The sequence below is a fragment of the Salinicola halimionae genome (assembly GCF_003206065.1).
Lineage (GTDB): Bacteria > Pseudomonadota > Gammaproteobacteria > Pseudomonadales > Halomonadaceae > Salinicola > Salinicola halimionae.
The window spans coordinates 238,582-251,531 of sequence record NZ_PZJQ01000005.1; the positions used below are offsets into that span (position 1 = coordinate 238,582).

The 12,950-nt window shown below is 60.5% G+C and carries 13 protein-coding genes; 4 read left to right on the plus strand and 9 right to left on the minus strand.

Annotation, left to right across the window (positions count from 1 at the left end; all coding sequences use genetic code 11):
* The first annotated feature begins 44 nt into the window (after positions 1–44).
* Together DOM27_RS13960 and DOM27_RS13965 are read left to right on the plus strand one after the other, a co-directional pair.
* Complete coding sequence (locus tag DOM27_RS13960; protein ID WP_110656715.1) at positions 45–494, plus strand: hypothetical protein; 450 nt, start codon at positions 45–47, stop codon at positions 492–494.
* Between the two features lie 92 nt (positions 495–586).
* Complete coding sequence (locus DOM27_RS13965; RefSeq protein WP_110656718.1) at positions 587–1,087, plus strand: metallophosphoesterase family protein; 501 nt, start codon at positions 587–589, stop codon at positions 1,085–1,087.
* A gap of 8 nt (positions 1,088–1,095) precedes the next feature.
* Here DOM27_RS13965 and DOM27_RS13970 read toward each other — a convergent pair whose 3' ends face one another.
* The gene (locus tag DOM27_RS13970) at positions 1,096–2,343 is read right to left on the minus strand and encodes a PQQ-dependent sugar dehydrogenase (RefSeq protein WP_110656720.1); all 1,248 of its coding nucleotides are present in this window, start codon (positions 2,341–2,343) and stop codon (positions 1,096–1,098) included.
* A 185-nt stretch (positions 2,344–2,528) separates the two neighbouring features.
* Between DOM27_RS13970 and DOM27_RS13975 the strand changes: the two genes are divergently transcribed.
* Positions 2,529–3,611 (plus strand): AbrB family transcriptional regulator, encoded by a 1,083-nt coding sequence (locus tag DOM27_RS13975; protein WP_110656723.1) that lies wholly within the window; start codon positions 2,529–2,531, stop codon positions 3,609–3,611.
* A gap of 86 nt (positions 3,612–3,697) precedes the next feature.
* On the opposite strand, the gene DOM27_RS13980 is transcribed toward DOM27_RS13975, so the two are convergent.
* Positions 3,698–4,210, minus strand: coding sequence for a hypothetical protein (locus tag DOM27_RS13980; RefSeq protein ID WP_110656725.1), 513 nt, complete (start codon positions 4,208–4,210; stop codon positions 3,698–3,700).
* Between the two features lie 422 nt (positions 4,211–4,632).
* Here DOM27_RS13980 and DOM27_RS13985 point away from each other — a divergent pair, with 422 nt between their 5' ends.
* A complete protein-coding gene (locus DOM27_RS13985) occupies positions 4,633–6,153 on the plus strand; it encodes an amino acid permease (protein WP_110656727.1) in 1,521 nt (506 codons plus the stop codon).
* Positions 6,154–6,267: 114 nt separating this feature from the next.
* On the opposite strand, the gene DOM27_RS13990 is transcribed toward DOM27_RS13985, so the two are convergent.
* The 7 genes from DOM27_RS13990 to DOM27_RS14020 all read right to left on the minus strand — a co-directional run bounded on the left by DOM27_RS13990 (position 6,268) and on the right by DOM27_RS14020 (position 12,926).
* The gene (locus DOM27_RS13990; RefSeq protein ID WP_110656729.1) at positions 6,268–7,038 is read right to left on the minus strand and encodes a transporter substrate-binding domain-containing protein; all 771 of its coding nucleotides are present in this window, start codon (positions 7,036–7,038) and stop codon (positions 6,268–6,270) included.
* Between the two features lie 164 nt (positions 7,039–7,202).
* Entirely contained in the window at positions 7,203–8,333 is a 1,131-nt protein-coding gene (locus DOM27_RS13995) for a succinylglutamate desuccinylase/aspartoacylase family protein (protein ID WP_110656731.1), read from the minus strand.
* 77 nt (positions 8,334–8,410) lie between these two features.
* On the minus strand, positions 8,411–9,238 hold the full coding sequence (locus DOM27_RS14000) for a transporter substrate-binding domain-containing protein (RefSeq protein ID WP_110656733.1): 828 nt from the start codon (positions 9,236–9,238) through the stop codon (positions 8,411–8,413).
* A 98-nt stretch (positions 9,239–9,336) separates the two neighbouring features.
* Positions 9,337–10,068 carry an ABC transporter permease gene (locus DOM27_RS14005; RefSeq protein ID WP_110656736.1) on the minus strand — a complete coding sequence of 244 codons (732 nt, stop codon included), beginning with the start codon at positions 10,066–10,068 and terminating at the stop codon, positions 9,337–9,339.
* Entirely contained in the window at positions 10,056–10,772 is a 717-nt protein-coding gene (locus tag DOM27_RS14010; RefSeq protein WP_110656739.1) for an ABC transporter permease, read from the minus strand. The genes DOM27_RS14005 and DOM27_RS14010 overlap by 13 nt, the downstream gene beginning before the upstream one ends.
* A gap of 13 nt (positions 10,773–10,785) precedes the next feature.
* Complete coding sequence (locus DOM27_RS14015) at positions 10,786–11,556, minus strand: ABC transporter ATP-binding protein (RefSeq protein WP_110656741.1); 771 nt, start codon at positions 11,554–11,556, stop codon at positions 10,786–10,788.
* Positions 11,557–11,906: 350 nt separating this feature from the next.
* Complete coding sequence (locus DOM27_RS14020; protein ID WP_110656744.1) at positions 11,907–12,926, minus strand: succinylglutamate desuccinylase; 1,020 nt, start codon at positions 12,924–12,926, stop codon at positions 11,907–11,909.
* Between the last annotated feature and the right edge of the window lie 24 nt (positions 12,927–12,950).

Sequence of the window (12,950 nt, forward strand, 5' to 3'; positions counted from 1 at the left end):
TCTCCTATACTGCGAGAGCAAATGGCACAACAGGGAGAGGTGCAATGTCGTCTAAATGGATGATGAATGCTGGTATGGGTCTGGCGCTCAGCGCGATGCTGGTCGCCGGCGGCGCGATGGCTCAGGACAAGACGAGCGATCAGCCCGAGACGGACAAGCAGTCGGGTTCGCAGACCGAAGATCAGCAGGGTGCCCATGAAACCGAAACTCAGGAGAAAGGTGCCCCCAAGCTCGCTAAAGAGTGTCTCGATCTTGCCCTGAAACAGGATGAGGATCGCGAAGAGTTCCGAGGCAATTCCATCTACGAGAACAATGCCAAGGATTACGATGCCGGCGAGCTGGAAAAGGGGGATACCTTCGAGCTGCTGGTCGATCTACTCGGCGAAGGTAATGCCAAGTACAACCTGACCTGCCAGGTCGACGCCGATGGCAACATGACCTACGAAGACATGGAAAAGACGTCGTCGGTCAAGTCCAACCCTGGTGGTGCTTGAGACGGTCACATCCGCCGCGAAAACGGTCCCTCTTCGGGGCCGTTTATCGTTTGGCTCGATTCCTTTATCTGTAAATCGATTTCGGAGCGTTCATGGCCGTGACGATTCCTTCCGAAACGCTCGAGACCCGGTCCCCCGTGGGCGTCATCTCGGATACGCACGGGCTACTGCGCGAGGAAGCTCTGGCGTTACTGGCCGATTGCTCTCCGTTGATTCACCTGGGCGATGTTGGCGATCCGGCCATTCTAGAGCGGTTGTCCGCCATCGCGCCCGTCTATGCGATTCGCGGCAATATCGATCGCGATGGTGCCTGCGCGGCATTGCCCCTGCATCGGCGCCTGGTAATCAATGGTCGCGCCTTACAACTGGTTCACGATATCGTGGATATCGACGACCGAATGACCTTCGAAGCTGTGCTCCACGGTCATTCACACAAGCCGCGCAACGAATGGCGGGAAAGCGCCGGCGAACATCGGTTATGGTTCAATCCCGGCGCCGCAGGCAAGCGCCGCTTTCGCTTGCCGACCACGCTGGGCAAGTTATGGATCGATACCCACGGTATCCGTAGCGCCCTCATTCATCTGCCACTTTGAACTCGGAATCACTCGCTTCCGGGGACGATCCGGATCAGGGCGCCGTTGCGGGAATCGGTCAGCACCCATAGCGCGCCGTCCCCACTCTCCGCCACGTCGCGAACACGCCCGAGGTTTTGTACGAGGCGCTGCTCGCCGGTCACTCTTTCGCCGTCCAGCGTCAGCCGAACCAAGCCGCCGGGGGAGAGCGAGGCGATGATCAGATTGCCTTGCCAACCGGGAAAGCGCTCTCCCTGATAGAAGGTCATGTCGCCCGGGGCGATGACCGGATCCCAATAGTAGATCGGCTGCTCCATGCCTTCCTTGGCGGTCAGCCCATCACCGATCGGCGCGCCGCTGTAATCCTCGCCGTAGGTGATCACCGGCCAGCCGTAGTTCTTGCCGGCCTCGGGAACGTTGAGTTCGTCGCCACCCTTGGGGCCATGCTCGATCGTCCACAGCTTGCCGCTGTTTGGTTCCAGCGCCGCGCCCTGGACGTTGCGATGACCGTAGGACCAGATCTCGGCCAGCCCGGCTTTGGCGACACTGACGTTCCGGCCATCGGCAAACGGGTTGTCTTCGGGAATCGAGCCATCCGCGTGAATTCTCACCACTTTGCCGAGATGGGCGCCCAGATCCTGCGCCAGTTGACGCGGTTCGGGTAGAGAGCGCTCGCCCAGTGTCACGTAGAGCCTGTCTTCGTCATCCCACACCAGGGCGGAACCGAAATGTTTGGTGGAGTCCCACGCCGGGGTCTGACGGAAGATGACCTCGACATTCGTCAGACGACTGTGGTCCTGGCTGAGGACGCCGCGAGCGATGGACGTTCCGTTCTCGCCACTCTCGTTCTTTCCGTTCTCTCTCGGTTCGGCGTAGCTGAAGTAGACTCGACGATTGTTGGCGAAGTCGGGATCGAGGCCCACGTCGAGCAGGCCGCCCTGGCCACGAGCGTCGATCTTCGGCAGGCCCTCGATGGGCGGAGACAACGTGCCGTTTTGCAGATCGACGGCGCGCAGGCGCCCGGGACGCTCGGTCACCAGCGCCATGTCGTTGTCGACAAACGCCAGTCCCCAGGGATGCTCCAATCCTGTCGTGATCGTCGTCGTCGCCAGATCGATCTGGTCGTCGATCGCGGGGGCTCGAGTCTGCCCCTTGAAAGCCGGCGTTTGATCCGGCGCATTGGGCGGGCCGCTCTGCACTGGCGTCTGGGCAAGAGATTCGCTGCTCAGCGATAACAGCAGGGCAGCACTGGAAGAGGTCAAGAAGTTGCGTAGCATGTCGGTCTCCACGAGGTGGGGATGGCATCCCGTTTCCTACTTGACTGTAGCAGCCTGCAACGCGAGCGACGTTGCCGATAAGCTGACGTTGGGTCCATGGATTGTCGACAAACGCTGCCCCAGATTGTTCAAACTTGATATCATTAGGCTTTTATCGGAGTTCGATCTTGCCCGCTGACTCTCCTGTGCCTCGCTCGCATCCACCTCGCGTTTCCCCCCCGACGTGGGCTCGTTGGCTGCTGCTCATACTCGGGTGTGTCGTCGCCAACCGTCTGCTCAACGCGGTACACATGCCGGCCGGGGGATTTATCGGCCCCATGGCAGTGTCGATCGCCTACGGCGTGATGATCGGCGGCCTGAAGCTGCCTCGCATTGGCTTCAAGCTTAGCCAGGGCATCATCGGCGTGCTGATTGCTCAGACGCTGACGATGTCGGTACTGTTGAAGATTCTCGATGCCTGGCCGGTGATGCTGATGGCCACGGCGATCACGTTGCTGTTGAGTCTGTTCGTGGGGATCGGGCTGGTGCGCTACGGCGGACTACCGGGTTCGACTGCTGCCTGGGGTACGACCCCCGGTGCGGCGGCGGCTATGGTGGCGATGGCCGAGGAGAGCGATGCCGACCCGCGGATCGTGGCGGCGATGCAGTATGTGCGGGTGGTCTGTGTGGTGCTGGTGGGAGCGCTGGTCAGCCATTACCTTGGCGTGACGGATGCCAGTGGGGCGGATCACGCTGCTGACCTGCCGGTGAGTTTGGGAGATGTGGGGCATTTCGCTGCGACGCTCGCGGTCGTTGTCCTCGGCGTGTGGATCTTTGATCGAAGGCTGCCGGCCGGTGCGCTGCTGGGACCTGTCGTGCTGGGTAGTGTCCTGCACCTGACCGGGGTGCTCACTATCGTGCTGCCGCAGCCGCTGCTCGAGCTGGCCTACGGCGTTATCGGTACCTACGTCGGCTTGCGTTTCGATCGCGAGACGGTCCACAACATCGCGCGTGCCCTCGGCAAGATGATATTCGCCTCACTGGTATTGATCGCACTCTGCGCGCTGTCGGCCTGGCTGATGATGCTGTTGATGCACACCCAGTTCATCACCGCCTATTTGGGGACCAGCCCCGGTGGTCTTGATTCGATGACGATTATCGCCATCGATACCCATGCCGACGTGGGCTTGGTGGTGGCGTTGCAGACGTTGAGATTGTTTACCGTTGTCCTGGTCGGACCTGGGATGGCGCGGCTGGTGTCCCGCTTTGCGCGGCCTTCTCCGGTCTAGTCCAAGCTTCTGACCATTCCAAGCTCCCGTGGCAGCGCTGATTCCAAGCTCCATTGCCAGCGCTATCTCCAAGCTCCATTGCCAGCTTAATCCACACTCCACTGCCAACGCCTATGGGTGCCTTTCGAAGGCTTGGGCGCCGGCGTATGGCTGCGTACTCGGCTGACCCAGGCCCGGCGGGCTTCCCAGCGGATCAGATAGACGGTCTCGCCGTCGCGCAGGGGAGGGTTGGCAGGGTCGATAAGGACGGCCTCGAACCAGCGCGAGAGATGGAATACCTGCAGTTTTCCACTGACCGGGTGGGTGGCTACCTGGACGGCAGCTTCCGTACCTCTCTCGCCAGCGGGTGACATGGAGGTGGCGAGCCATGCGGGCAGGCGCAGTTCAAACGTCAGTACGAACAGCATCAGCAGCATGGAAAATGCCACCATCAAGTCGAGGTTAACTGACGTAACCGGCCACTCGATCCACGACGCCCATGCGATAGCGACGATGGCAAGTATGGCCGTGCGGGAAACGGACCGATAGATCAAGGCGAGCGAACACAGGCCCAGACACAGGACGATCCCTTCCAGCGTTGAATTGAGCCATTGTTCCATGAATCCCCCTACTGCTTTGACGCGATAGCCTCCGCAGGCCACTCGTCTTTTTTATACGATGCCTGGGAATCAGCCTTCTGTGGCTAGCCTGCTCAGCGTTGCCTAGCAGAATACGGACCGCAAGATCGGCTCTCCACCTCAGAACGGTAAACAATTGCTGTCTTACGTAGCGATCAATAGAGATTGCTATTGCGATTTCCGCTCTGAAGAGAGGGTTCTTCTCGCCACGTCTTTCGACCCACTGTTCCAATCGCGCCATCGGGTTTGCGGACGATTCGGGTCTGCAGTATTTCTGATACGTCAACGTCACTTCTCATGCGGCCAAGTAGTCGCGATGTGGCAGACATCGTTCGCACACGACCTAGCAATCACGACAACGACAACGACAACGACAACGACAACGACAACGACGAGAGGCAGGCATGCAACGACAATCCTCCAACATTCAATATCGACAACAAGATGCCAGCTACTTCGAGCAGCGCGGGCTGAGCCGCTACGCTGGCCCCTGGTCTCTATGGGCGCTGGGCGTGGGAGCTGTAATATCCGGCCATTATTCGGGATGGAATCTGGGGCTATCGCTCGGTGGTTGGGGCGGCATGATGATCGCGACGGTCTTGATTGCGATCATGTATCTGGGGCTGACATTCTGTATCGCCGAAATGTCTCCAGCGCTACCGCACACCGGGGCGGCGTATTCGTTTGCCCGATCGTCGATGGGACCCTGGGGTGGCTTCATTACCGGATTGTGCGAGAACGTCGAGTACATTCTGACACCGGCGGTCATCGTCTTCTTCATCGGCTCCTATCTAGGCAGTATCTTCGAGACACCGGCGGCGATGCAGCCATTATGGTGGGTCATCGGCTACATCCTGTTCGTGGGCCTCAACATCATCGGCGTGGAGCTCTCCTTCAAGGTGACGTTGACGGTGACGCTGATGGCCCTGGCCGTGCTGGTGGTGTTCTGGATATCGGCCATTCCCAATATCGATTTCTCGGTCTGGGCGCTGAACATCGGCAGTGACGGCGAGCTGTTGGAAGGTGGCGGCGGGCCGTTCCTGCCCATGGGCATCAGCGGCGCGCTAGCGGCGATGCCCTTCGCGGTATGGCTGTTTCTCGCCATCGAGCAACTGCCGCTGGCCGCCGAGGAAGCCGTCGATCCCAAACGCGACATGCCCAAGGGCATCATTCTGGGCATGATCACGCTGATCGTCTCGGCATCGATGGTGCTGTTCTTGAACCCATCGCTGGTCGGTGTCGGTGCTTATGCGCTGGGCCAGAGTGGCGAGCCATTGCTGGACGGTTTCACGGCAATCTACGGTAGCGGTCTGGCCAAGGTGCTGGCGCTGGTGGCGATCATCGGGCTGATCTCGAGTTTCCACACCATCATCTTTGCCCAAGGGCGTCAGATCTACTCGCTCTCGCGCGCCGGTTATTTCCCGACCTGGTTGTCGGTCACGCACGGAACGCGCAAGACCCCGCATGTGGCGATGATCGCCGGTGCCTGTCTCGGTCTCGTCATCATGCTGGTGCTGTTCATCGGCCTGGGTATCGATCAGGGGTCGGCGGTTATCGGTGGCACGTTGCTCAACATGGCGGTGTTCGGTGCCATGTGTTCCTACATTGCCCAGGCCGCTTCATTCATTCTGCTGCGCAAGAATCGCGCCGACATCGTTCGACCCTACCGCAGCCCTTTCGGCGTGCCCGGGGCCTGGGTTACGATCGTCATCGCGCTGGTGACGCTGTTCTTCCAACTGAGCGACCCGACCTATCGTGTCGGCATCCTCGGAGTCATCGCGTGGTTTGCGGTGGCCATCTCCTACTTCGCCATCGTGGGCCGCCATCGGCTGATTCTGTCGCCGGAAGAGGAGTTCGCACTGGAGCAGCGCAAGCCAGGGGGCGCCGGCGCGACTGAGACAGTGTCGAGCGAGCCAAAGTCGTGATCGTACAGCGCCTCGCAGGCTGAGGGCCCTCCAACGCAAAAGCCCCGATCCAAGGATCAGGGCTTTGCTGTCTTTCAGGACGCGCCTAGGCGGCGCCCCCGATTCTTACAGCGCTTACTGCTGAGTCTTGAAGTACTTATCGTAGATTTCGTCATAGGTACCGTTCTGCTTCAGAGTCGCCAGCGCATCGTCGAAGCGATTGGCGAGATCCTTGTCGCGTGGGCGGAAAGCCATGCCGAAACCTTCGCCGAAATATTTCGCCGGCTCGCTGATCATGTCGCCAACGCTGACGTAATCACCGTCCTTGCTGTCCAGCAGGGTGGACTTGCCGACCGGGAAGTCGAGGAAGGCGATGTCGACGCGTCCGGCGTCCATGTCCAGCACCAGGTCGTCGGCCGTGGTATAGCGGCTGATATTGGCATCGTCGCCGTACATGTCGGTCACGTAGTTGTCCTGCAACGTGCCGCGCTGAACGCCGATGGTCTTGCCTTTCAATGACTCTGGATAGGTCGTTTCGATGCCACTGTCGGCAGTGGCGAACCACGCAGAGGGCGGCTTGATGTAAGGATCGGAGAACAGCACGGTTTCGCGACGTTCGTCGTTGATCGTCATCGACGACATGATGGCGTCGTACTTGCGTGCCAACAGCCCCGGAATGATGCCGTCCCAGGCTTGGACGACCCATTCACAGTCGGCCTTGATCTGTTTGCACATGGCGTTGCCGAGTTCGATATCGAAGCCGGTCAGTTCGCCGTCCGGAGTGCGATACTCCATCGGCTCGTAGGGCACATCGACGCCGATACGCAGCTGTTCGGTATCCTGGGCCTGGGCGACACCCGCGATCAGCGCGGCGCCGAGCAGGCTGGTAGTCAGCAGTTTTTTCATGGATCGCTTCTCTTTAGTGATACGTGTGTTCTTGTGTGTTGCGACTTGGTCCCGATTCGATGGCGACCCTATCTGGTCACGAACGCCCCGCGACTTCCAATGGACGACAACCGCAGCATAACGAAACCTTACACGATTGAATATCATCCCAGTCAACGGCTGATTCACGGCGCCAGTAGATACCCGCTTCGGTGGCTCTGATGACCGGCGATATCGGCGACGATCATCCCGGCCGTGGCCATTCGACGTTGGCTGCGCGCGTAGAACATGCCGGCCTGCGGTGCGTGAACCGGCTCGACGCGATCGCTGATCGGATCGATGATCTCGGCAATCAGCTGACCCGCCTCGACGGCGGTTCCCGGGGAGGCATGGAACACCAGCAGCCCGCCGATCGGCGCGTGCAGAAAGTCCATCGCCGCCAGCTCGGTGGGGGGATAGGCCAGCTCGGGCAGCGCGGGCGCCTCGCCGGCAATCAGGCCGAGATGTCGAAGCCAGTCAATGATCGCCTGGGCGTCGTTGTCGGCGAGGTGGTGATCGACGTCTCGCTGGCCGCGCAGTTCCAGCGTGACCGACTGGCAGCCGTAATCGATCGGAAAGCGCTCGCCGAAAGTCTGCTGCAGCTGTTCCCACACCAGCGTGAAGCACTCGTCGAACGATTGGCCGCCGGAATCGGTGGCCAGCATGTTGGCCTTGGAGCCGAAGTAGCGCGCTAGGGGCTCGAACACGGGCCACGCCGCGGGTGTGGTGTAGAGATGCTCCACGGCGTCGAAGTCGCAGTGCAGGTCGAGCACGAAATCGGCGCGGCAGGCCAGGCGCTGCAGAGTCAGCCGCATCGACTCGAGCGTGGTGGTCGGCCCAGTTGTCGCGAGAGCCGTGAGCAGTGCCGCCTCGAAGCGATCACGAATCACTTCACGGTTGTGCGCGATATCGTCGTTCAGCTCGGGTTCGAGCGCCTCGACGATGCTCTCGGTGACGCTGGCATAGCGGCGGTTGAAGTTGGTCAGGCTCTCGAAATCGTAGCGTCCCAGCGGCGTATCCATCAGCTGCTGATCCAGCCCCACCGGGTTGGCGACCGGCACGAGGGTCACGCGGCAGGCCAGCTGCCCCTGTGCCTCGAGTTCGGCCAAACGCTGTTTCAGGGTCCAGGCGACCAGCATGCCGGGTAGTTCGTCGGCGTGTAGCGCGCCCTGGACGTAGAGATGCCGCTCGGCATCCGCCGGGCCGAAATGAAAGCTGTCGATGTGGCGCTCGGTGCCGGGCACTGGGCTGATCAAGGCATGTTTCTGGTGTTCCACGACGCTTCCTCGGCTCGAGTATCGAAAAGCCCGAACGCTGGAATGACGACCAGCGTGCCGGGCGGATGATGGCGGGTTTACTTGGCGCAGTCCTGCTCGCTCGGACGTACCGACAGGTCGTAGTCGAAGTACTGATCCATCAGTTTGTCGAAAGTGCCGTCGGCATAGACTTCGCAGATCGCCTTGTCGAACTTCGCGGCCAGCGCCTTGTCGCGCTGACGGAACGCCATGGCGGCACCTTTACCGAAGATCGAAGTCGGCGTCTTGATGCTGTCACCGAGCTGCTTGTAGGGGCTGTTGTCCTTGCGGAAATCGATAGCGTCATTGGCGATCGGGAAGTCTTCGAACGTCAGATCGAGGCGACCGGATTTGAGATCGTTGACCACGTCCTGAGAAGAGCCGTAACGGTTGATATCGAGCACGTCGCCATATTCCTGGGTGACATAGACGTCACGGATGGTGCCACGCTGCACGCCGACGGAAAGCCCCTTGAGGGAGTCCTTGTCGTTGATATCGATATCGCGATCGCGGGCGGTGATCCAGACGCTCGGCGTGTTGTAGTAGGGCAGCGAGAACATGACCTGACGCTCGCGCTCCGGGGTGATTGCCATCGATGACAGAATGGCGTCGTACTTGCGCGCCAGCAGGCCGGGGATGATGCCGTCCCAGCTCTGCTCGACCCAGCTGCACTCGAGGTTGGCGCGAGCGCACAGCTCGTTGCCGAGATCGATTTCGAAACCTTCGAGCTGGCCGTCCGCATCGCGCATGACGAAGGGTTCGTAGGGCACGTCGATACCCAGGCGAATGGCGTCTTTCGGTTCGCTGTCCTGAGCAATCGCCTGGCTGGAAATCTGTCCGGCGAGAAGGCCGCCGACGATCAGGGCGCTGGTGATCCATTTGTTCATGAGGAATCCTCTCTTGTGATTGGTGACTTTTGATCAGTAACTTGGGATGAATGGCAGAGCGTCGGGCGGTGACCCCTTTGGAGATCAGTCGCTCGCGATCAGCTTCCGCGAGGGCGTAGATGCGCCAGAAGTCTTTTCTCCAGCCTGCGGAACACGAACATGATACTGAAGGTCAGGCAGAGGTAGATCAGCGCGACGAAGATGAACGCATCGAACGGCGCGTAGAAGCGGGCATAGACATAGTAGGCCGCGCCGGTCAGATCCATGATCGTGACGACGCTTGCCACCGCGCTGGCATGCAGCATGAAGATCACTTCATTGCCATAGGCCGGCAGGGCGCGACGAAAGGCGCTGGGCAGAATGATGCGTCGCATCATCAGCTTGCGCGACATGCCATAGGCGCGCGCTGCCTCGATTTCGCCCTTGGCGGTATTCTTGATCGCGCCGTGGAAGATCTCGGTGGTGTAGGCCGTCGTGTTGAGCGTGAACGCGATCAGCGCCGGGAAGAACGCCTGCTTGAACACCACCCAGAAGATACTGTCCTGAATGCCGTCGAAGAAAACGACGCCGTAGTAGACCAGATAAAGCTGGATCAACAGCGGCGTGCCGCGGAAAACATAGGTGTAGGCGTATATCGGCAGCTTGATCCAGCGCCGTTTCGAACCCCGACCGATGGCCAGCGGTACCGCCAGGACGATGCCCAGCAGCAGGCATAGAAAGACCAACTGCACCGTGGTGACGAGGCCGCCCCAGTAAAAACTCAGCGTATTGGCCGTAAAGATCGTGTTGCCGGACAGCAGCTCGGTGAACCAGCCGTTCAATTGTTCCATTCGCTGGACTCCCCGAAGCCTGTGTTGTAACGCTTGGTCAACTTGGCGAAGCCCCACTCGGAAAGCGTGGCGATCAGCAGATAGACCATCGCGACCGGAATCATGAACATGAACGGCTCATGCGTGGCCTTGGTCGCCTCGGCGGCAACGCGGACCATATCGGTCAGGCCGATGATCGAGACCAGCGCGGTGGTCTTGAGCAATACCATCCAGTTATTGCCGATCCCCGGCAGTGCATGGCGCATCATCAGCGGGAAGCGTACGTGCCGAAAAGCGAGCAATGGGCTCATGCCGTAGGCGCGTGCGGCTTCCATCTGACCCTCTTCCACCGCCTGAAAGGCACCGCGGAAGGTTTCGCCCATGTAGGCCCCGAAAATCAGGCCGATGGTGATGACCCCCGCGACGAAGGCGTTGACGTTGATGAAGATATCGATATCGAAGGCGTAATAGAGCTGATCGGTGAGCATGTTGATGCCGATCTGGCCGCCATAGAACAGCAGCATCATCAGCACCAGATCCGGCACGCCACGCACCAGCGTGGTGTAGAGCGTACCGACGGCGTGGATGAGCCGATTGCGCGACAGCTTGGCGCTGGCGGTCAACAGCCCCAGGATGACTGCCAGTATCAGCGAAAGCACGGCCAGCTCGATGGTGACCAGAGCCCCCTCGAGCAGGCGCGGGCCGTAGCCTTGCAGGTCGATCATGATGGAATCCGCCTCAGTGCTTGGGCGCCAGGAACTGGCGCAGGCGCTCGGAGCGCGGGTTGTCGAGAACGTCGGCTGGCGCTCCGGTCTCTTCCACCACGCCCTGGTGCAGGTAGATCACCTGACTGGAAACGTCCCGGGCGAAAGCGATCTCATGGGTGACCAGAATCATGGTACGGCCCTCGTCGGCGAGACCGCGCATGACCTTGAGCACGTCGCCGACCAGTTCCGGGTCGAGTGCCGAGGTCGGTTCGTCGAACAGCATGACTTCCGGATCCATCGCCAGGGCGCGGGCGATGGCGCCACGCTGCTGCTGGCCGCCGGACATCTGGGTCGGGTAGTAGTCGGCGCGATCCAGCAGGCCGACGCGATCTAGCAGCGCGCGAGCATCGTCGATCGCCTGTTTCTTGGGTTTCTTGAGCACGTAGACGGGAGCTTCGATGACGTTTTCGAGCAGCGTCATGTGCGACCAGAGATTGAAATTCTGGAACACCATCGAGAGCTTGGCGCGGATCCGCTCGACCTGTTTCCAGTCAGCCGGTTCACGGCCCTGTTTGGTGGCGCGAAAATTGATCGCCTCGTTGTGAACGATCAGTTCGCCTTCGTCGGGCTGTTCCAGCAGGTTCATGCAGCGGAGAAAGGTGCTTTTCCCGGAGCCCGAAGCACCGATCAGCGTGATGACGTCGCCCTTCTGCGCCTGGAGAGAGATCCCCTTGAGTACCTCGACGTCGCCGAAGCGCTTCTTGATGCCCTGTGCTTCCAGGGGGATGGGGGTCGCGGCCATGATGTTGTCCACCGAGTGGGTTGGCTGGCTGGCGGGGAGATGCCTGGCGTCTGATGGCCCGTGTTGCTGTTGATCGTGCCATCGTTCGAAGGTGCTGGCGACGCCGACTCCCCGGCGAAAAATCCGGCGATTCTAGCAGTTTCGCCGTTAGGTTCCAGACAAGGCCGGATTCAAGCGGCAGCGCGGCGGGACGGTGAGGGGGTAATCGAATGGTAACTTATTGTTCATCTTAAGAAACTCCTGAGCAGTCTTGTCGTTGTTGATCTATTCGTCGTTGGTCGAATCGTTGGCCTTGGAATCGTTGATCATGGAATCGTCGGTGACCCCGTCATCGATCGATGCCAGGGCCATCACGGTGAATCGGGTGGCGCACACGGGCGGACCAGCAACGCCGCCCGCGCATTCAGCTCGACGTTCGCATTGGGAAAGACCACCGAGAGCGGTGCATCCTGCACGATGAAAGGCCCGCGCTGTTCACCCTCGGCAAGCGTTTCGCCGATGGGGAACTCGGTGAAGTTGGCGACGTTCTCGGCAAACGCGAGGCGGAAAGCGTCGCTCGTGCGCATCAGTTCGTGAGCGACCTGAAAGAAGCGAAGATCGCCAAGCTCTTCGCTCGAGAACCAGCGCCCTTCCGCGAGGGCGGCAAGCCAGCTGCGCATATCACTCAAAGCGTCGAGATCGTTGTCACCAAAAGGACGCACCTTGCCTAGTTCCAGAGTATAGGCTTCGGCCGCGTGGTAATGGCGTGAATAGTGGGAAAAGGTCCAGCTGTGCTGATGCTGGAGCAACACGGCCTGCATGCCTGCTGCTGCCAGCGATTGCCAACTCGACGAGGGCTGTGTCTCGGTATAGGGGACGACGGCAAAGCGCGGATAACGGCTGTCACGAATGGCGGTATGCATGTCGAGATGCAGCGGTCGATCGGGATGTCTTGCAAAAAAATCGTCGACGGATTGCATCAGCGTTCTGGCACGATCCGGCTCGCCGCCCGCCAGATCGAGGTCCCGCTGGAACAGACGATTGAGATTGGTAGTGACGAAGCGGCTCTGCGCGCGGATCGAAGGGATGTTGCCGAGAATGACCAGCACCGGCGCGCCCAGCGTAAGGCGCCCGGTCTCGAGAGCCGCGAGTAGCTCGCCGACCAGTTCGATGGGGGCTGTCTCGTTGCCATGAATGCCGGCGGATATCACCACGCTGCGCGCATCCTTGGCGACGGTATCCGGCGTCAGCTCGAGGATGCCCTCGCCATGGATTCGGTAGCGGCCGCCGGGCAGACGACCCTGCTCCATGGCATCATGAGGGGATGGCCCGGTGCTGTCGTTCAGCGCCGATGCTTCGTCCAGGGTTGCCGCGAGCCACTTATCCAGCATGATGCGCTCGCAGCGCCGGAAACG

What these genes read in the sequence shown, in the direction of transcription:
- DOM27_RS13960 (WP_110656715.1), top strand. Translation starts at nt 45, where the DNA reads ATGTCGTCTAAATGGATGATGAATGCTGGTATGGGTCTGGCGCTCAGC.
- DOM27_RS13965 (WP_110656718.1), top strand. Translation starts at nt 587, where the DNA reads ATGGCCGTGACGATTCCTTCCGAAACGCTCGAGACCCGGTCCCCCGTG.
- DOM27_RS13970 (WP_110656720.1), bottom strand. Translation starts at nt 2,343, where the DNA reads ATGCTACGCAACTTCTTGACCTCTTCCAGTGCTGCCCTGCTGTTATCG.
- DOM27_RS13980 (WP_110656725.1), bottom strand. Translation starts at nt 4,210, where the DNA reads ATGGAACAATGGCTCAATTCAACGCTGGAAGGGATCGTCCTGTGTCTG.
- DOM27_RS13985 (WP_110656727.1), top strand. Translation starts at nt 4,633, where the DNA reads ATGCAACGACAATCCTCCAACATTCAATATCGACAACAAGATGCCAGC.
- DOM27_RS13990 (WP_110656729.1), bottom strand. Translation starts at nt 7,038, where the DNA reads ATGAAAAAACTGCTGACTACCAGCCTGCTCGGCGCCGCGCTGATCGCG.
- DOM27_RS14000 (WP_110656733.1), bottom strand. Translation starts at nt 9,238, where the DNA reads ATGAACAAATGGATCACCAGCGCCCTGATCGTCGGCGGCCTTCTCGCC.
- DOM27_RS14005 (WP_110656736.1), bottom strand. Translation starts at nt 10,068, where the DNA reads ATGGAACAATTGAACGGCTGGTTCACCGAGCTGCTGTCCGGCAACACG.
- DOM27_RS14010 (WP_110656739.1), bottom strand. Translation starts at nt 10,772, where the DNA reads ATGATCGACCTGCAAGGCTACGGCCCGCGCCTGCTCGAGGGGGCTCTG.
- DOM27_RS14015 (WP_110656741.1), bottom strand. Translation starts at nt 11,556, where the DNA reads ATGGCCGCGACCCCCATCCCCCTGGAAGCACAGGGCATCAAGAAGCGC.
- DOM27_RS14020 (WP_110656744.1), bottom strand. Translation starts at nt 12,926, where the DNA reads ATGCTGGATAAGTGGCTCGCGGCAACCCTGGACGAAGCATCGGCGCTG.